The following is an 18,444-nucleotide window of genomic DNA, read 5'->3' on the forward strand; positions in this document are numbered from 1 at the left end:
TGAATTCTTTAAAGTGCCGCGACGACTGCGTCGCCCATCTGGGCGGTGCCCACCTTGGTGGTGCCTTCCTGGTAGATGTCCGGCGTGCGCAGGCCCTGTGCCAGGACCTTCTTGACCGCGCTTTCGATACGGTCGGCCTGCTCCGCGCGGTTCAGCGAATAGCGCAGCATCATGGCGGCCGACAGGATCGTGGCCAGCGGATTGGCAATGCCCTTGCCCGCGATGTCCGGAGCCGAGCCGTGCGAGGGTTCGTACAAGCCCTTGTTGTTGGCATCCAGCGAAGCGGAAGGCAGCATGCCGATCGAGCCGGTCAGCATGGCCGCGGCGTCGGACAGGATGTCGCCGAACATATTGCCGGTCACGATCACGTCGAACTTCTTGGGGGCGCGCACCAGTTGCATGGCGGCGTTGTCGACGTACATATGGTCCAGCGCCACGTCCGGGTATTCCCGGTGTACGTCGGTCACGATGTCCTTCCAGAACTGGAAGGTTTCCAGCACGTTGGCCTTGTCGACGGAAGTCAGGCGCTTGCCGCGCTTTTGCGCCGCCTGGAATGCTACGTGGGCGATGCGGCGGATCTCGCCTTCCGCATAGCGCATGGTGTCGAAGCCTTCGCGCTGGCCCTTGAACGGACCATCGGGGCATTCGCGCACGCCGCGCGGCTGGCCGAAGTAGATGTCGCCGGTCAGTTCGCGCACGATCAGGATGTCCAGGCCCGATACCACTTCCGGCTTCAGCGTCGAGGCGCCGGCCAGTTCGGGGTACAGGATGGCCGGACGCAGGTTGCCGAACAGGCCCAGGTTCTTGCGCAGGCCGAGGATGGCCTGCTCCGGGCGCAGCGGACGCTCCAGCGTGTCGTACTTCCAGTCGCCCACTGCGCCGAACAGCACGGCGTCGGCCGCCTTGGCCAGCGCCAGGGTTTCTTCCGGCAGCGGATGGCCCTTGGCCTCGTATCCGGCGCCGCCGACCGGCGCGGTTTCCATCTCAAATGTTTCGCCGAGCGCGTTCAGGACCTTGACGGCCTGGCTGACGATTTCCGGGCCGATGCCATCGCCCGGCAGGATTGCAATTTTCATTATTCGATCTATCTGTTAAATGACGTTGGCCAGCCATGGCTGGTTGGCGAGGCGGCGCTCTTCGAACGCTTTGATCTGGTCGGCATGGCGCAGGGTCAAGCCGATATCGTCGAGACCATTCATCAGGCAGTATTTGCGGAAGGCGTCGATCTCGAAGGGATAGGAGACGGAGCCGTTGCTGGTGCCGACGCGCTGCTGTTCAAGGTCCACCACCAGGCGGTAACCCGGGAAGGCCTTGACTTCGTTGAACAGATGATCGATCTGCGCTTCAGTGAGGACGACCGGCAGCAGGCCGTTCTTGAAGCAGTTGTTGAAGAAGATGTCCGCAAAGCTTGGCGCCAGCACGGCGCGGAAGCCGTACTGGTCGAGCGCCCACGGCGCGTGTTCGCGCGACGAGCCGCAGCCGAAATTCTTGCGCGTCAGCAGAATCGAGGCGCCCTGGTAGCGCGGCTGGTTCAGCACGAAGTCCGGATTCAGCGGGCGCTGGCTGTTGTCCATGCCCGGTTCGCCGTGGTCCAGGTAGCGCCACTCGTCAAACAGGTTGGGGCCGAAGCCGGTACGGTGGATGGACTTCAGGAATTGTTTCGGAATGATCGCGTCGGTATCGACGTTGGCGCGGTCAAGCGGTGCGACTAAACCTTCATAGACGGTAAATTTTTCCATGATTCTCAACGGGTGGCGACGGCGGACCGTCGCGGTCCGCCGGTCAGCGGTTATTTACTGCCGGCGCCTTCCATTTTCTGGCCGACTTTCTGGACATCCTTGCCGAAGCCTGCGACGGTATTGCAACCGGTCAGGGCAAATGCGGCGATAGCGATGGCGATGGCAAATAGCTTTTTCATGATGTGTCTCTGGCAGATAGTGGTTAGCGGATGGATCGAACATCCACAAAATGGCCGGCGATACCGGCTGCCGCCGCCATGGCGGGAGACACCAGGTGGGTGCGTCCGCCCTGGCCTTGACGGCCTTCGAAATTACGGTTGGAAGTCGAGGCGCAGCGCTCGCCCGGATCGAGGCGGTCGGCGTTCATGGCCAGGCACATCGAGCAGCCCGGCTCGCGCCACTCAAAACCGGCGGCCTTGAAGATCGCATCCAATCCCTCGCGCTCGGCCTGCTCTTTCACCAGGCCGGAACCCGGCACCACCATTGCCAGCTTCACGTTCGAAGCGCGCTGCTTGCCGCGCACCACGGCAGCGGCGGCGCGCAAGTCTTCGATGCGCGAGTTGGTGCAGGAACCGATGAACACCTTGTCGATGCGGATGTCCTCGATGCGGGTGTTCGGCGCCAGGTTCATGTACACCAGGGCTTTTTCCATGGCGTCGCGCTTGACCGGGTCTTTCTCCTGGTCCGGGTCGGGTACGCGGCCGTCGATCGAAGTGACCTGCTCGGGCGAAGTGCCCCAGGTGACTTGGGGCTGGATCTGCGCCGCGTCCAGCGTGACGACGAAGTCGAACCTGGCGCCCGGATCGGAATGCAGGGTGCGCCAATAGCCCACGGCCTGCTCCCACTGCGGGCCCGCCGGCGAATACGGGCGGCCCTTGACGTAGTTGATGGTGGTGTCGTCCACCGCGATCATGCCGGCGCGGGCGCCCGCTTCGATCGCCATATTGCAGACCGTCATGCGCCCTTCCATCGACAGCGAGCGGATCGCCGAACCGGCGAACTCGATCGCGTAGCCGGTGCCGCCGGCGGTGCCGATCCTGCCGATCACGGCCAGCACGATGTCCTTGGCGGTCACGCCGGCCGGCAGCACGCCGTCCACCTGCACCAGCATGGCCTTGGATTTCTTGGCCAACAGGGTCTGGGTCGCCAGCACGTGCTCCACTTCCGAGGTGCCGATGCCGTGCGCCAGCGCGCCGAACGCGCCGTGGGTTGACGTATGCGAGTCGCCGCACACCACGGTCATGCCGGGCAGGGTCGCGCCCTGCTCCGGGCCGATCACGTGCACGATGCCCTGGCGCTTGTCGTTCATGTTGAAGTAGGTCATGCCGACCGACTTGGTGTTCTGGTCCAGGGTTTCCACCTGCAGACGCGAAGTCGGGTCCGCGATGCCGTGCGAACGGTCCGTGGTCGGAACGTTATGGTCGGCCACGGCCAGGTTGGCCGACAGGCGCCATGGCTGGCGGCCGGCGCTGCGCAGGCCGTCGAATGCCTGCGGGCTGGTCACTTCGTGTACCAGGTGGCGGTCGATGTACAGGAGGGCGGTGCCGTCTTCCTCGGTGCGTACTACGTGGGATTCCCAGAGTTTGTCGTAAAGCGTTTTCATGATGCTGCCTGATGTCGTGATCCGTTTGATTATGCCATATTTTGTGCAATGCAAAACCTAGCCGTTTTCCGCCTCGTGAGCAATTTCGCGTAGTTTTTGGCGTATGGCGCCGAATAAAAAAAGCCTGCAGCCCCTTTGTGGGAGGCTGCAGGCTGGTGTTTTCTGTATTTTTTGGAGGAGGCTTTAAGCCGCCATCCTTACACTTCCCCTGCAACCGTCCATCAGGAACGATAGGCCGACTACTAGGACCAGGTCGCCCTCGGCGGAACGTGCGGTGCCGGTAATGCCGTCCACCGACAACGCGGTCATCGGCTTGATCACCAGGTCGGCCGTGCCGTCCACCGCCGAAACGGCCAGGATGTAAGGCTGCGGCGAGTTCACCACGATGCCCACGCGCTCCGAGCACGGCTCGTAACCCAGCGCATCGGCCAGCGAACGCACCGGCAGCGGACGGCCCTGGTCCTTCAGGACCGGCGCGCCGCCCACTTCCATGAACACTTCCGGCAACTCGACCACGCGCTCGACCACCGCCATCGGCAGCGCCAGCAGCGCACCCGAGGTGGACACCAGCATGGTCGGCACGATCGACAGCTCGATCGGCAAGCGGATGGCGAACTTGGTGCCCTTGCCCAGTTGCGATTCGATGTGGATCGCACCGCGGTTCTTCTCCACGGCAGTCTTCACCACGTCCATGCCGACGCCGCGGCCGGACACGGAGGACGCCACTTCCTTGGTCGAGAAGCCCGGCAGGAACACCAGCTGGTAGCACTCGTCGTCGGTCAGGTTGGCGCTGGGCGAGATCAGGCCTTTCTCGCCCGCCTTGCGTTTCAGCGCCGCCGGGTCCATGCCCTTGCCGTCGTCCTGCAGCACGATCATGACGGAGTTGGCCTCCTGCCACGCCTTCAGGGAGATGTAGGCTTTCGGCGGCTTGCCGATCGCCATGCGCGCTTCCGGGCCTTCCACGCCGTGGTCCAACGCGTTGCGCAGCATGTGCACCAGCGGGTCGTACAGGCTGTCCACCACCACGCGGTCGACTTCGGTTTCCGCGCCCTCGATGGTCAGTTCGACTTCCTTGCCCAGGTCTTTCGCCAGTTCGCGCACCAGGCGCGGGAACTTCTGGAACAGGCGGCCGACCGGCTGCATGCGCGTCGCCAGGGTGGCGCGCTGCAGCTCGGTGGAGTAACGCGAGGCGCGCTCCAGGGTTTCGGTCAGGGCCGACATCAGCGACGCGGCCTGGCCTTCGAACTTGAATTGCTGCAGGCGCTCCAGCAGCACGGCGGCCTGGTTGGCGGCCTGCACCGATTCGCCGGCCACCTCCAGCAGCGCATCGAGCTTGACGGCGTCGATACGGATCGATTCTTCCTTGGCCGGCGCGGAGGACGGCTTGGCTTCCGCGGCCGGACGCTCTTTCGCTTCGGGCGCGGGAGCATGCACCGCTGCCGGCGTGCCTTCTGCCGCCACATGGGCGGCAGCCACGCCTTCGGCGCGCGCATCCACGGCAGGGCGCGCATAGGTCCCAGGCGGCACCACGGCTTCGTACATGCCCTCCCAGTCCAGGCCAGCGGCCGACGGCGCGGCGCTGGATGGCGCAGGCGCAGCAGCGGCCGGTGCCGCAGCGGGCGCCGGCGCGGCAGGCGCCGGCTTGGCGGCCGGCTTGCTGGAGGTGGTCTTGCCTTCGATGGCTTCCTTCAGGATGGCTTCCAGGTCGGCCGGCATCGGCGCCAGCGCGTCGGGCGCGGTGCCGTTATTCAATTCGGACAACTGGTCGGCCACGAAGCCGGACGCCTGCAGCGCCGCTTCGATCGACAGCGGGGTGACCGGCGCGGCGCCGGTGCGCAGGGCATCGAACAGGTTCTCGGTCAGGTGGCAGGCCGAGACCATGGCGCCCAGGTTCATGAAGCCCGCGCCACCCTTGATGGTGTGGAACGAGCGGAAAACTGCGTTCAGCGTTTCCTTGTTGTCGGGGTCACGTTCGAGGCGCAGCAAGTGCTCTTCGACGTTGACGGCCAAATCCATGGCCTCGACAACGAACTCCTTGAGCATATCGTCCATTAGAACCCCAGGTCGGCAAGCAGGTCATCGACGCTGTCCTGATTCAGGGCTTCCGATGGAACGGACGGACCCGACATCAGCGACACCTCTTTTTGCGCAATCTTCTCGCGCACCTCAGCCGGCGCATTGTCTTTCAACAGTTGCGCCAATTCGGTTTCGACCTTCTTGGTGATGGCCACCACCTTCTTGATCAGCTGGCCGGTGATGTCCTGGAAGTCCTGGGCCATCATGATTTCCAGCAGGCGGGCTTTTTCCGCTTCCGTTGCTTGCGCTACCTTGGTGGCGAAGGCGCGCGAGTCGCCCGCCAGGGCCTTGAAATCGTCAATGCTGAGCTTGCCTGCGAACAGGTCCGCCCAGCGCTCTTCCATGTCCTTGGCTTGCTTGGACAACACTTCCTGCGCCGGCATGCCGTCGTCCAGGGTATTCAAGACCTTGTTGGCAGCCTGCTCGGTCAGCGACGCGACGTATTCGAGGCGGTCTTGCGCATCCACGATCTGGGTCGACGCTTCGGTCAGCGCCTTGTCGTAACCCAGCTCGCGCAGCGAGTCGTGCAGCAGGCGCACAATCCCGCCCAGGCGCTCGAACATGCCCTCGGCATGCTCGCCGCCCTCGGCAGGCGCGTCGCCCGGGGCCGTGGCCGGGGCCGGGGCTGGGGCTGGGGCCGGCGCCTGGCTCGACGCGGCTACCGACTCGAACAGACTCTCCAGGTCATCGGAATCGCCGGACTCGGATGCCGCAGCGGCCGGCGCTGGAGCAGGTGCAGGCGCATTCGCCCGTTGCGCAGATACTTCCTCAAATAATGCATCGAAATCATCAGCGGCGTCGGTCATAATTCCTGCTTCTCCATAATTTTCAAGCTGCCAAAAAGTGTCAAATTTGACGCTCGGCAATAAACAAGGCACTCACGCGAGTGTAACAGGGGCACCCCACTCAGTTCAATCTCTTAGGTGAAGCCGAATCGCCCCCCAAGTGTACTGTTGTATTTGCGGATCGTGTGAAATACGCACTGCAAGCCCCTGAAATGACGGGAATTTGCGCCATCTGCGATGCCCGCGTGACAGTTTCTTGATAATTATCAACTCTTTACAGCAGAACAATACTGATAAACAGGGCTACAATGAAGGCAGGAACTGGCTCTTTTAATAGTTAAAGGAGGCTGAGATATGTATCGGAAAATCCTGATTACGACGGACGGCTCGGCCGTTTCCAGCAAGACCGCCTGCGCCGGGGTCGATTTCGCCCAGCAGCTTGGCGCGGAAGTGCTGGCCCTGTTCGTGGCGCCGGACTACCAGTACCCGATTTACGTGGAGATCATCCCGCCCAGCTATCCCAGCGAGGAAGAGTACCGGGCGGCAATGCAGCGCGCCGGCAACGAGCATGTTCAGTCTATCCTTGCGTCCTGCGCGCAAAAAGGCGTGCGGGCCGAAGGCATGACCGCCTTCGCCGAGAGCGCGGCACTGAAGATCGTCGACGTCGCCAGCCAATACGGCTGCGACCTGATCTTCATCGGTTCGCATGGCCGCAGCGGCTGGGGTCACCTGCTGCTGGGCAGCGTGACCAACAAAGTGCTGTCGCATACCAAGATCCCGGTGCTGGTGCACCGCCTGATCAAAGACCCGCGCCCGGCCTGAATAGCCTGGCGTTACCACGCGCTCCGGCCTGCCGGGCCGGAGTGTGAAGAGAAGTATTGCTAACTTTTTGAGGAACTATGATTCGTATTGTCATTGCCGACGACCACACCATCATGCGCGAAGGGCTCAAGCGCATTCTTGACGGGGCTCCCGACATCGACATCGTAGGCGAAGCCATCGACGGCTTCGAAGTCCTCAACCACATCCGCCAGGGCGGCTTCGACCTGTTGCTGCTCGATCTGTCCATGCCGGGGCGCAGCGGCGTCGACCTGATCCGCCAGATCCGCAGCGAATCGCCCAAGCTCGCCATCCTGATCCTCACCATGCACGAGGAAGAGCAGTACGCGGTGCGCGCCATCCGCGCCGGCGCCCAGGGCTACCTGACCAAGGAAAGCGCCGGCACCCAGCTGGTGGGCGCGATCCGCAAGGTCGCCTCCGGCCGCCCCTATATCTCCACCGAAGTGGCCGAGCAACTGGCCTTGAATATCATGCAGCCAGCCGAAACGCTGTTGCACAAACAGCTCTCGGACCGCGAATTCGAGGTGTTTTCGCTGCTGGTGTCGGGAAAATCCATCACCGAAATCGCCAACGGGCTGCATTTGAGCGTGAAAACCGTCAGCACCCACAAGACCCGCATCATGCAAAAGATGGGCATGGCGTCGCTCTCGGAAATGGTCCAGTACGCAGTGGCGCACAAGCTGCTGACGCCATTCAAGGCCTGATCGACAAGGTTGATTTTAGGATAATTCCTACATTGCCCGTCTACCCTCCTACGGGCATATTCAGCAACGACTGATATTTTTCCCCCATTCACGTTGGCATACTGAAACCATTCCGTTTGGGAACCAGGAGATCAGCATGCTCTCAACGCAACCCGTGTCCCATGAGGCCGGCCGCCAGCGGCAAGGCCGTTTGTGGTCCAACCTGAAAGAAGTGTGCGAACTGCTGCACTTGCCGCCGGTATCGCTCAGTTCCGAAGAGCTGCTGTTCCAGCATGTGCAGTTCAAGACCGGCCAGCGGGTGCATACGATTGGCCAGCCGTTCGACATGCTGTATGTGGTGAACTCCGGTTTCATGAAAACGGTGTTGATTGACGAGTTCGGCAACGAGCAGGTGCTGGCCTTCCCGATGAAGGGCGACCTGATGGGCGTGGACGGCATCCACAGCAAGAGCTACGCCTCGGAGGCGGTGGCGCTGTCGGACTGCGACCTGATCCTGTTGCCGTTCAAGAAGTTGACCACGCTGGGCCGTACCCACGTGGAGTTGGAGAACCTGATGTACGGCGTGATGAGCCGCGAACTGGTGCGCGAACAAGCCATGATCGGCATGCTCGGTGCCCTGAGCGCGGAGGCGCGGGTGGCGCGCTTCCTGGTCACGCTGTCGGAAAAGTTTGCGCAGATGGGCTATTCGAGCAAGCTGTTCAACTTGCGCATGACGCGCCACGAGATCGGCAGCTACCTCGGATTGACGCTGGAAACGGTCAGCCGCACCCTGTCAGCCTTCAATGAGATCGGGCTGATCAGCGTGGACCAGCGCACCATCGGCATCAAAGACGTCGACGCATTGAAATCGCTGCGTCGCCTGCCGCCATCGCGCACGCGCAGCAAGCTGCCGTCGCGCGCCAAAGCCGCCGCCAGCGAAGCTGCCGTGCCGCTCCTGGCGACTTTGTAAAGAGTACTACTCACCCAGCTTTGGCCCGCTTCGGCGGGCCTCTTTTTTTCTTCGATAATTTATTTGACAAGCATTCGCGAGCTGCGCATAATGCAAATGCGAATCATTCTTATCTAAGGAAAAACAACAATGCAAACTTCCGCCGCCATCGACGCCCCCAAACCCAAGGCTGCTGCCGCCCCGGCCACGCAGCAGCCGACCCCGCCCCAAGCGCTGCGCCGCTATACCACCAGTGGCCTGATGGAAGACCAGCGCGAAATCGAGATTGAACATGCCGGCCGCATTTACCGTCTTCGCATCACGCAGTTGAACAAGCTGATCCTGACTGCCTGAGGCTTACCCGCCCCAATCGCCAGCCAGCCGTCACACACGGCAGCCAGCCACCCCTGAACTTTTGGAGTGAATCATGGCTATCGACCGCAACGACCCGATCTTCACGCACAGCGCCGCTGCCCGCCAGCCGGAACTGATGCTGTCCGCCGTGCTGCACCTGATGTCGCACTACACCGCCAATGCCGCCGACAACGGCGGCTGCGTCAAGCTGGCATCGGTCATCGAACGCCACCTGAAAGCGCTGTCGGTACTGCCGGACCTGTCGCCCGTGCTGCGCGCGACCTGCCAACAACTGTGCGAACAGTGGGGCACCGTCGTCGAGCAAGCCCGTCCTCCGCAGGAACGCGCCAGCTTCCTGGCGCGCCTGATCGGCCGTCCCCGCCCTGCCCCGCTGGCAGCCTGAGGCCGGCCATGTGCGACAAGCACGATCGCCCTGCCAGCCCACCCGCGCCTGCCGAACCGGCGCGCCGCCGCCGCATCTGGGACCTGCCCCACACCTGCCACTGCCCCCTGGTCGGGGTCGGCCTGCCGCTTGGCGTGCTGCGCAAGATCGTCACCAAGGCGGTGGGCGGCAAGGTGCTGGCCGACGATTATGAAGTGCACGTCGGCGCCGTCAGCGAATGCGGCAGCCGCAACCGCCTGTCGGAAGCGGTGCAAAAGGAGCTGGAACGCCGCTACGCCGTGGTGATCCAGCGCTTCCGCCCCGCCCGCGACGCCACGGCACTGCAAGCGCTGTGGCAAGCCGCCGTCGCCAGCGGCGACGTGCCAGGACCCTTCTGGGCCGGCCTGAGCCACCCGCACTGCACGCTCGAACTGCAGGAGCGCATGTGCCGCGACCTGCACATGATCCAGCACCAGGCCGGTGCCGCCACGCGCGCCGACATCGGCCGCCTGCAGGCACTCGAGCAAGCCAACGCCACGCTGGAACGCGAACTGGCGCGCCAGCAGCAGCGCAGCGCCGCCTGGCAAACCGAACGCCACGCCGAACAGGAAGCCCATGCCGCCGCGCTGATGCAGTTGCGCGCGCAACTGGTGGGACGCGACAGCGTGCTCGCCTCGCAGCGCCAGCAGCTGGAAGAATTACACGCCACCATCCCCGGCCTCGCCACGCGCGAACGCCTGGCACGCCAGTTGGCCGACAGCGAGCGGCGCGTGCACCAGCTGCGCAGCGAAGCCGCCGCCGCCCGCGCCGAAGCCAGCGCGCTGGAGCGCCAGCTCAGCGACGCCCGCGCCGCCCTGGCCGCAGCCACGGCGCAACCATCGCCCGCCATGCCGGCAGCCGCCACCGCCGCAACGGGCGGGCCGGCTGCCCGTGCGGGCACCATGGCGCAACGCATCACGCTGCACGGCCTGCTGGCCGAACGCGTGCTGTGCGTGGGCGGGCGCGCCGGCAACGTCGCCGGCTACCGCAGCGTGATCGAAGAAGCCGGTGCCGAATTCCTGCACCACGACGGCGGCCTGGAAGACAACGTCGCCCGCCTCGAAACCAGCATGGCCGCAGCCGACCTGGTGATCTGCCAGACCGCCTGCATCAGCCACAGCGCCTACTGGCGCGTGAAAGACTTCTGCAAGCGCCACCAGAAACGCTGCATCTTCGTCGACAACCCCAGCGTCACCACCCTGCAACGCGCGTTGGAACCACAATAAAAGTCGGGGTCAGCTCTGGCAACAGGACATTTTGCTAGCAAAATGTCCTGTTGCCAGAGCTGACCCCGACTTTCAAAAAGAAACGCCCCGGCGCTTGCGCGCTTGGGGCGTTTTGCCATGACGGTGCTAGCTTAGAAAGCGTAGGCGCCGGTCAGGTAGAAGGTGCGGCCCATCGGGTCAGCGTAGCGTGGGTCGAAGCCAACTTGGTGGCCCGAGGAGTTACGCAGGGACAGTGGTGGGTTGCGGTCGGCCAGGTTCTTGATACCGGCGCGCAGGTTCAGCTGCTTGTTGACAGCCCACTTGCCTTGCCAGTCGAAGGTCAGGTGCGACGGCACGTGAATGCGTACGTCTTCGGAGGCGTTGCTACCCAGGTTCCACACGGTGGTCTTGGCATCGGTGTAGCCGTTGCGATAGTTGGCGATGATCGAGTTGCTGAACGCGCCGGTTTCCAGGGTGTTGGTCCAACGTACAACGTTGCGGAACGACACGGCATTATTGATGCCGAAGAAGTTCATGCTGTTGGTCCACTGGTCGTCGGTGCCTGGCTTGGTGTAGTCAGACTTGATCAGGTAGGTGCCAGCCAGCGTCGACGAGAAGCGGCCGAAGCTGAAGTTGTGGCGACCGGTCATGTCCCAGTCGATACCTTGGTTGTGGGTCTTGCCGATGTTGATCGACAGGCGCTGGAAGGCGTAGAACGTCTTGCCGCTGCCAGGTTCGGTGAAGGTGGTGAACAGCTGCGGGTAGTCGTTGCCACCGTTGGCAAATGCCAGTTGCTCGGAAACCGACGAAACCGCGTCGCGAATCTTCACGTCCCACAGGTCGGCACCAGCGGAGAACCAGTTAGCTGGTTCGACACGGAAACCGATGGTGAACTGCTTCGATTTCTCTGGTTTCAGGTTCACGTTGCCACCCGACATAACCGGGTATTGCTCCAGCGCACCCGGCTTGCACAGGGCGCTGTTGCCTTGCACGTTCGGGCAAGCATACTTGGAAGCGGTCACGCCGGCTGGTACCAGCGGCTGGCCGATGTTCAGCATATCAGGTGCCTTGAAGCCGGTACCGTAAGAGGCGCGCACCACCGTGATGGAGTTTGGCTGCCAACGGGTGCTCAGCTTGTAGGTAACAGCCGATTCCTTCTTGCCCATCTCGGCACCGGTGACGCCATTGTCGATGGCGGTGTACGCGTCGTAACGGACGGCGCCGGTTACTTCAAAGGACTTCACCACTGGTACCAGCAACTCGGTGAACAGGCCGTAAGTCTTGCGCGTCATGTCGTAAGTCGCAGGGCTGCTCAGGTTGTAGACCATGCCATTCTTGGCAGCGTCGCTCGGGGTCTGCTCGTAGTGGTAGCGACGGAGGTCACCACCCAGTGCGATCGAGGTGGCACCGCCGCCCAGGCCCAGGTCGAACAGCTCGCGCGATGCGCGGCCATCAATACCGGTCATGGTGGTCGATGCATTGCGGATTGCGCCGCGGAAGGTCGAGCCATCGATCAACTGACGGGTTGCAGGGCTTACCGCGCCCAGTGGTGCGAACGGATCGAACGAACCGTTGGCAATCATGCTGCGGAACTCTTTGTTCAGCTGGTAGCCACCAACATAGCGCTCTTCGTACTTGTTGCGCGACCAGGTCAGGCCGCTGCTGAAGTTCCACGCGCCGACGTCGCCTTCCAGACCGGTCACGAAGTGCTGGGTGTCGGTCACGGTCTGGCTGTCGCGGGTGCCCCAGTCGAAGCTGCGGTAGGTCGCGTTCACTGGCGAGACGCCTGGCTTGGTCACCGCCAGGTTGGCTTGCTGGGCTGGGGTCAGGTATGGCTGAACGTAGTTGGTGTAGAACGCCGAATTGACTGGCACCGAAATCGGCATGGCGTTCGGCGCGATACGTGCGGTCAGGTCGAAGCGGCCAATCACGGTTTCAGCGAACAGGTTGACGTTGTCGGTCAGCTTGAAGGTGGCGTTACCGAAGAAGGTGTCGCGCTTGCTTTGCGGGACGATTTCAACGGTCGAGCCGGAGTCGAAGCCGCAAGTCTGCTGGTTGGTTGGCACCACCACGTTCATTGGCGCGCACTTGCCATTCTTCAGCAGATATGGGTTGAAGGTGGTGTTGGTCTTGTCGTTGAAGTCAACGGTGACGTTGCCCGGCACGGCGGAAGTGCTGGTGCGATCCATGACGTAGTTGTTGCCGTTGAAGCTGAACGGAACGAACGAAGTCTTGGCGAAGTCACGCTCGGTGGCGCGCAGCTGGGTACGCTCGTCGTGGCGGTAGGTACCCATCAGGGCCAGGCGGCCGCCCAGCAGGTCGTTGTTGCCGAAGGTGATCGACGCATCGGTCTGGCGGCCGGAGCTGCTATCGAACGGCTGGGAGAAGTTGGCTTCCAGGTTCACGCCATTGAAGTTCTTCTTCATGATGAAGTTGATCACGCCGGCGATCGCGTCGGAACCGTACAGTGCGGATGCGCCGTCGGTCAGGATCTCAACGCGCTCGATCGCGCTCATCGGGATGGCGTTCAGGTTGACGGTCGAGCCGTCGTTTTGCGGGGCAATGCGGCGGCCGTTCAGCAGCACCAGGGTGTAGCTTTCACCGATGTCGTGGATGGAAGCGGATACGCGGCCACCAGAGTTGGAGCCGGCAGCGGTGGCTTCGACGGTGAAGCCTTGCATTGCTGGCAGGGCCTGGATCAGTTCGGCAACGGTGTTGGCACCGGTTTTCTTGATCGTCTCGGCGGACAGGCGCTGCACCGGCAGTGCGCCTTCGACGGCGATACGCTTGATCGCGGAACCGGTGATTTCAACGCGCTGCATTGGCGCTTCTTGCGCGGCTGCGTTGCCTGCGGCGATCAGGGCCAGGGCGGACATCGCCAGGCGCACGGAACGCGCACCGATCTTTTCTTGGAATGCCATTTCTTTACTCCTTCGGGTTTCTGAAAACGTTCGAATGAGCAAAGTTTCTTTTTTGCATTTTGCTCACCGACCGCGGATTATGGGGGGAGCAAACAAGCAATTTAATGCCCTGCTATTACATTTCTGAAAGTTACATGGAAAATTCGCAAGATGGTGAAAGAATCGGAATTAAATTTGCCAAAAAACTGAGCATTTGTCGTTTTTGAGCAACATTGCAACAGACTTATTCATTACACATCTGTTTATACCGACCAGAACTTGCTAATCACATCAAAGATATGCTTGTAATAAATTGTATTCAGTCTTGATGGAAGTGTATCAATACTTGACTGTAGGAAAATCAATAGACATCACGCCGATACCGGCCCGAACCCGACAGTTCCGCCATTTCCTCTTGAGTGAAGAGTTCTCTCAGTGTCCGGTCGACACCGGCCGCCATGCCTTCCAGGCTACCGCACACATAGATGGCCGCACCCTCGCCTAGCCACGCGCGCAGGGTTTCAGCGTGGCGCAACAGCAGATCCTGCACATATTGCTTGCCATCCGGGCCGCGCGACCATGCCAGGTCCAGGCGCGGCAGCATGCCTGCGCGCTGCCAGGCTTCCAGTTCGTCGCGGTAGAACGCGTCATGTGCCGGATCGCGTTCGCCGAACAGCAGCCAGTTGCGCGGCTGGCCGGCGGCGGCGCGCGCCTTCAGGTGGCCGCGCAGGCCGGCGATGCCGCTGCCGTTGCCGATCAGGATCAGGGGGCGCGCGGCATTTTCCTCCAGGCGGAAGCGGCGGTGTGCGCGCAGGCGCAGGCGCAGCACCGCGCCCTCGGCGGCCTGCTGCGTGAGCCAACCGGAGGCCAGGCCGTGGCTGCCGTCGCCGTGGCGGTGCAGGCGTACCAGCAGGTGCACCCGCCCATCGGCCGGGATCGAGGCGATCGAATACTCGCGCGGCCGCTCCGGATCGGCCGGGGCCGCCACCTGCACCAGGTCGCCCGATTGCCAGTCCGGCAGGGCCATGCCAGCCATCGGCTCCAGCTCGAGGTGGTAGATCGGCGCCCCGGCGCTGCCGGGATTGAGCTGGCGCCGCGCGGCCAGGCGCCACTCGGCGAACGCCGGCGCGTCCCAGTCCGGCGCGTCGCTGGTGCCGGCCAGGTGGCTCAGTTGCCGGCGCCAGGCCGCGATGGCTGGCGGCGCGCTGCGGTCGACTTCAACGCGCGGAAACAGCGCTTGCGCGCCGCGCGCCGCCAGCCAGGCATCAAGGGTGCGGCCGAAGCCGCAAAAGCTGGCGTAGGCGCTGTCGCCCAGCGCCAGCACGGCGTAATGCAAACGGTCCAGCGCCAGGTCGCTGCGCGCCATCAGGCGCTGCGCAAAACGCGCTGCCGCATCGGGCGGGTCGCCTTCGCCGTAAGTCGAAGCCAGGAACAGGACGCGTTCGGCCGCTTGCAGCGTGGCTGCATCAAGTTGGTCAAACTCGCACAGGTGGTTGGCGATGCCGGCCACACGCAGCGTTTCGCTGGTCTGGCGCGCAAGCAGTTCGGCATTGCCGGTCTGGCTGGCGTAGGCCACCAGCCAGGGCGAATCGCCGGCCGCGGCGCGCGCGGCCTGCGCCGCGGCACGGGCACGCCTTGCACGCAGCCAGGGCAGCAGGCATACCACGCCATAGCCGGCGATCATGGCGGCCGTCAGGCCAAGGCGGGTCGGGTCATTCGTGAGGATCATTCTTCTTCAAGCATTTTCTGAAAACGGCTGCTAAGGATTTCGCGCAGTCCATTCCCTTCGCGCCGCAGGAAGCGCGCGGCCAGGCGCTTGCGTTCGGCCAGCGCCAGCCCCTGCTCCGGACCCAGCACCGTCAGCGCGGTCGACCAGGCGTCGGCCGCCATGGCGCGTTCGTGCACCACCGTGACCGATGCCAGCGCGTTAGCGACCGGCATGCCGCTGCGAGGATCGATGGTGTGCGGGCGCCGCGTGGCGTCCTGCATGAAATATTTGCGGTAGTCGCCGGAGGTGGCGACAGCCAGCCCGTGCAGCGCGACCGCGATTTCGCCCGTGCCGGCAGCGGCTGGCGCCAGCGGTTCTTCCAGCGCCACCCACCAGGGTTGGCCATCGGGCTTGAAGCCCGCGCCGCGCAGCTCGCCTCCGACTTCGACCAGGTAATGCCGGCAACCCTGCCCTTCCAGGTATTGCGCCAGCTTGTCCACGCTGAAGCCCTTGGCCACGGCCGACAGGTCGAGCTGTACGCCGCCGGGCTGGAAGGCGCGCCGGCGTGGGATATCCAGTGCCACCACGCGCCCCGCCATGCCGGCGCGCACGGTCGCCACATCGCGCGCGGCAGGCGCCACAAAGCCGGCTTCATCATGCCGGCCGGTCGGGCCGAAGCCCCACAGGTTGACCAGCACGCCGGCACAGGGATCGCAGGCGCCGCCCGTCTCGCGCGCCACCTCGAGCGCGTAATGCAGGACCTCGAAAAAATCGGCCGGCAAGGCATGCCAGGTACAGGCGCCGGCGCGGTTGAAGCGGCCCAGGTCCGAGGCCGGCTCCCAATGGCTCATCTGCGCCACCACCCGGTCCAGCTGCTCCTGCAAGCCGGCCTGCAGGCTGGCCGCCCGCAGCGGCGCGCCGGCGGCCATCGCACCGGGCGCCAACGCGACGCGTGCCGACCATGTGGTGCCCATGCTGGCGCCGCCGAAATCGACGATGCCGGCCCCCGCCGGCGCTGGCTCGGCGGAGATGGTTGGCGGCAGCAGTACCCGGCGCACCTGCTTACTGCGGCAGTACTTCCACCGTCGCCGCGTACGTCACGCGGCGTGGCGGCATCTGGCGTGGGCCCGGCGGCTGGCCCGCTTGCGGCGCGGCGGCCGCCGGCCAGCTGCTGGAGACCAGGTACATGCCCGCCTCGGGAATCTTGAAGCTGATCTCGCCCTTGGCATCGGTCGACATGCGGATCTCGCCCAGCGTGCCGCGATAGCGCACGCCGCCCGGAATCAGGCTGAAGGCCTGGTTGGCGGCCGGTTTGCCGTCCAGCAGGAACTTCCACTTCGCGTCCTCGCCAGCACGCATATCGTTCGGGTGCGTCAGCGGCACCAGTTCCAGGCCAACGCCGGTCGGCTTGAACACCGCTTCGTCGGTCTTGTTGGCGCTGACGAAGGTCTCCAGGCGGCTGGCGGTGCGCGACACGTTCAGTTCTTCCGCATTGGCCGGCACGTTGGCCGCCAGCTCCGCCTCGGAACCGCGCCAGCGCTTCGCCTCGCCATTGACCTTCCAGCTTGCCATCACCGACTGGCTCACCAGCGCGATCTTGTAGGTGCCCGGCTTGGCCATCTTCACATCGAAGGTCGAACGCAGGCGGCCCGTCAGGGCGTTCAGCATGTCGACCTTGGCGCCATCCGGGCCGGTGATGGCAATCGCATCGAGCTTCAGCGGCTGGTGGTCGATATCGAACAGGCCTTCCGAAATGGCCGCGTCCACGGTCACCCAAGGCTCCTTGGCATCGACCAGCGAAGACGAAGGCAGCAGCCACGGCTTGTGCGCCTGGGCGCTGAAGGCAGCGCCGGCCAGTGCCAGCGCGATCAGGGTTTTGCTCAACTTCATGGCAGATCCTTATGGTTTGACTTGCACGGTCACGTCGCCCAGTTCTTCCTTGCCCTTGGCAGAGAAGGACTGCGCCGATTTCGGTGGCCATGCCACCGGCACTTTCACCAGCTCGCGGCCGCCCGCTTCGCGCGCCGCTTCCAGCACCAGCTGGTAATTGCCGGCCGGCAGCTTGTTCAAGGCTTCTTTGGCGACCGGGAAGCTCAGCGAAACTTCGCCCGGGGCGCGGGTGGCGCCGCTCACGCCATCCATCGGCATCGCCACGTCGCGGCCGGCCTTGCGCCACCACTGGCGCATGTCCTTCAGCCATTTGGTACCGGCGTTGTCCTTCTTCTTCACGTCGTACAGCACCGCCAGGTTGGTCACCACCTTCTGGTCCGCATTCTCCAGCCAGGCCGCCACGTAGGGGCGATGGTATTCGGCCACGTTCAGTTGCGGGATGTCGAATTTCAGCGTCAGGTCGGCCGCCATCGCGGACGCGCTCACCAGCGGCAAGCCGACGGCGATGGAATAACGAAGTTTCATACAAAAGTCCTTAATGAATGTAGAGCAAAGCGATAACACATGGAATAACGACACCCAAGCCCACCATCGGCCAGGTGAACGGCCGCTTGGCCGCGTGGAATTTCAGGATCAGCAAACCGGTGATGCAGAACACCAGGCAGGCTGCCGCAAAAATATCGATGAACCAATTCCAGGCCGCGCCGGTATTGCGGCCCTTGTGCACGTCATTCAGCCAGGAGATCCAGCCGCGGTCGGTGTTCTCGAATTCCGCCGCGCCGTCTTCCAGGCCGATGCGCACCCAGGCGTCACCGCCGGCCTTGGGCAGCGGCAGGTAGACCTCGTCGACCGACCACTCGGCGTCGCGCCCGCCGGCCTTGACCGACCAGGTCTCGCGCAGCCAGCGCTCGCCCGCTTCCGGCAGCGGCGCTTTTTCGCCATCGTGCTGTTCGGCGAAGGCGTGCAATTCGCCCACCAGGGCCGCCGGCGCCCTGGCCTGCTGGCGCACCACGGACGGCTTGGCCTCGATCTGGCCGGCGTGGTTCAGGGTGATGCCGGTAATCGCGAACAGGAACATGCCGAGCAGGCACATGGCCGAACTGACCCAATGCCATTCGTGCAGGAGCTTCAGCCAAACGGCGCGTTCCGCCTGGCGCTTTGCCTCAATTTCGGGACTGCTCAAGTGATTGCTCTCGATAAGTGAATTTCATGATGATAATGCAGAGGGCTTGCTAATGCAATTGAGAATCGTTATCATTTACATTGCTTTACATACCCGCACCAGCCAGCG

At 63.6% G+C, this 18,444-nt stretch carries 18 protein-coding genes; 6 read left to right on the forward strand and 12 right to left on the reverse strand.

From position 1 onward, the window contains the following. Positions 1-8: 8 nt before the first annotated feature. The 6 genes from leuB to BM269_RS16695 form a co-directional block, all read right to left on the reverse strand. A complete protein-coding gene (gene leuB, locus BM269_RS16670; RefSeq protein ID WP_090439052.1) occupies positions 9-1,076 on the reverse strand; it encodes a 3-isopropylmalate dehydrogenase in 1,068 nt (355 codons plus the stop codon). Positions 1,077-1,091: 15 nt separating this feature from the next. After that, positions 1,092-1,739: a 3-isopropylmalate dehydratase small subunit gene (leuD, locus tag BM269_RS16675; protein ID WP_090439056.1), complete on the reverse strand. Its 648-nt coding sequence runs from the start codon at positions 1,737-1,739 to the stop codon at positions 1,092-1,094. Between the two features lie 50 nt (positions 1,740-1,789). Next, positions 1,790-1,918, reverse strand: a complete 129-nt coding sequence (locus BM269_RS16680; RefSeq protein WP_090439059.1) for an entericidin A/B family lipoprotein — start codon at positions 1,916-1,918, stop codon at positions 1,790-1,792. A gap of 23 nt (positions 1,919-1,941) precedes the next feature. Further along, positions 1,942-3,345: a 3-isopropylmalate dehydratase large subunit gene (gene leuC / locus BM269_RS16685; protein WP_090439508.1), complete on the reverse strand. Its 1,404-nt coding sequence runs from the start codon at positions 3,343-3,345 to the stop codon at positions 1,942-1,944. Between the two features lie 180 nt (positions 3,346-3,525). After that, positions 3,526-5,394 carry a chemotaxis protein CheA gene (locus tag BM269_RS16690; protein WP_090439062.1) on the reverse strand — a complete coding sequence of 623 codons (1,869 nt, stop codon included), beginning with the start codon at positions 5,392-5,394 and terminating at the stop codon, positions 3,526-3,528. Next, positions 5,394-6,224: a protein phosphatase CheZ gene (locus BM269_RS16695; protein WP_090439065.1), complete on the reverse strand. Its 831-nt coding sequence runs from the start codon at positions 6,222-6,224 to the stop codon at positions 5,394-5,396. Before BM269_RS16695 ends, BM269_RS16690 begins: the two co-directional genes overlap by 1 nt. Positions 6,225-6,557: 333 nt before the next feature. On the opposite strand from BM269_RS16695, the gene BM269_RS16700 reads away from it, so the two are divergent. The 6 genes from BM269_RS16700 to BM269_RS16725 all read left to right on the forward strand — a co-directional run bounded on the left by BM269_RS16700 (position 6,558) and on the right by BM269_RS16725 (position 10,676). Beyond that, a complete protein-coding gene (locus BM269_RS16700; protein WP_090439068.1) occupies positions 6,558-7,025 on the forward strand; it encodes a universal stress protein in 468 nt (155 codons plus the stop codon). Positions 7,026-7,102: 77 nt separating this feature from the next. Further along, entirely contained in the window at positions 7,103-7,747 is a 645-nt protein-coding gene (locus tag BM269_RS16705; protein ID WP_057259666.1) for a response regulator, read from the forward strand. A 136-nt stretch (positions 7,748-7,883) separates the two neighbouring features. Further along, positions 7,884-8,696: a Crp/Fnr family transcriptional regulator gene (locus tag BM269_RS16710; protein WP_090439071.1), complete on the forward strand. Its 813-nt coding sequence runs from the start codon at positions 7,884-7,886 to the stop codon at positions 8,694-8,696. A 129-nt stretch (positions 8,697-8,825) separates the two neighbouring features. Then, entirely contained in the window at positions 8,826-9,029 is a 204-nt protein-coding gene (gene hemP / locus BM269_RS29470) for a hemin uptake protein HemP (RefSeq protein ID WP_170860400.1), read from the forward strand. 73 nt (positions 9,030-9,102) lie between these two features. Continuing rightward, positions 9,103-9,432, forward strand: coding sequence for a hypothetical protein (locus tag BM269_RS16720; RefSeq protein WP_090439073.1), 330 nt, complete (start codon positions 9,103-9,105; stop codon positions 9,430-9,432). Positions 9,433-9,440: 8 nt separating this feature from the next. Next, a complete protein-coding gene (locus BM269_RS16725; protein WP_090439076.1) occupies positions 9,441-10,676 on the forward strand; it encodes a DUF2325 domain-containing protein in 1,236 nt (411 codons plus the stop codon). A gap of 131 nt (positions 10,677-10,807) precedes the next feature. Here BM269_RS16725 and BM269_RS16730 read toward each other — a convergent pair whose 3' ends face one another. The 6 genes from BM269_RS16730 to BM269_RS16755 all read right to left on the reverse strand — a co-directional run bounded on the left by BM269_RS16730 (position 10,808) and on the right by BM269_RS16755 (position 18,336). Beyond that, the gene (locus BM269_RS16730) at positions 10,808-13,576 is read right to left on the reverse strand and encodes a TonB-dependent receptor (protein WP_090439079.1); all 2,769 of its coding nucleotides are present in this window, start codon (positions 13,574-13,576) and stop codon (positions 10,808-10,810) included. Positions 13,577-13,916: 340 nt separating this feature from the next. After that, positions 13,917-15,284: a sulfite reductase subunit alpha gene (locus BM269_RS16735; protein WP_090439082.1), complete on the reverse strand. Its 1,368-nt coding sequence runs from the start codon at positions 15,282-15,284 to the stop codon at positions 13,917-13,919. Then, positions 15,281-16,321 carry an FAD:protein FMN transferase gene (locus BM269_RS16740; protein WP_090439085.1) on the reverse strand — a complete coding sequence of 347 codons (1,041 nt, stop codon included), beginning with the start codon at positions 16,319-16,321 and terminating at the stop codon, positions 15,281-15,283. The genes BM269_RS16735 and BM269_RS16740 overlap by 4 nt, the downstream gene beginning before the upstream one ends. A 4-nt stretch (positions 16,322-16,325) precedes the next feature. After that, on the reverse strand, positions 16,326-17,153 hold the full coding sequence (locus BM269_RS16745) for a DUF4198 domain-containing protein (protein WP_090439088.1): 828 nt from the start codon (positions 17,151-17,153) through the stop codon (positions 16,326-16,328). 9 nt (positions 17,154-17,162) lie between these two features. After that, a complete protein-coding gene (locus BM269_RS16750; RefSeq protein WP_090439091.1) occupies positions 17,163-17,678 on the reverse strand; it encodes a DUF2271 domain-containing protein in 516 nt (171 codons plus the stop codon). Between the two features lie 10 nt (positions 17,679-17,688). Next, a complete protein-coding gene (locus BM269_RS16755) occupies positions 17,689-18,336 on the reverse strand; it encodes a PepSY-associated TM helix domain-containing protein (protein WP_090439093.1) in 648 nt (215 codons plus the stop codon). Positions 18,337-18,444 lie beyond the last annotated feature (108 nt).

It is taken from the genome of Duganella sp. CF458, from assembly GCF_900113115.1.
In the GTDB taxonomy this organism is placed as follows: Bacteria; Pseudomonadota; Gammaproteobacteria; order Burkholderiales; family Burkholderiaceae_D; genus Rugamonas.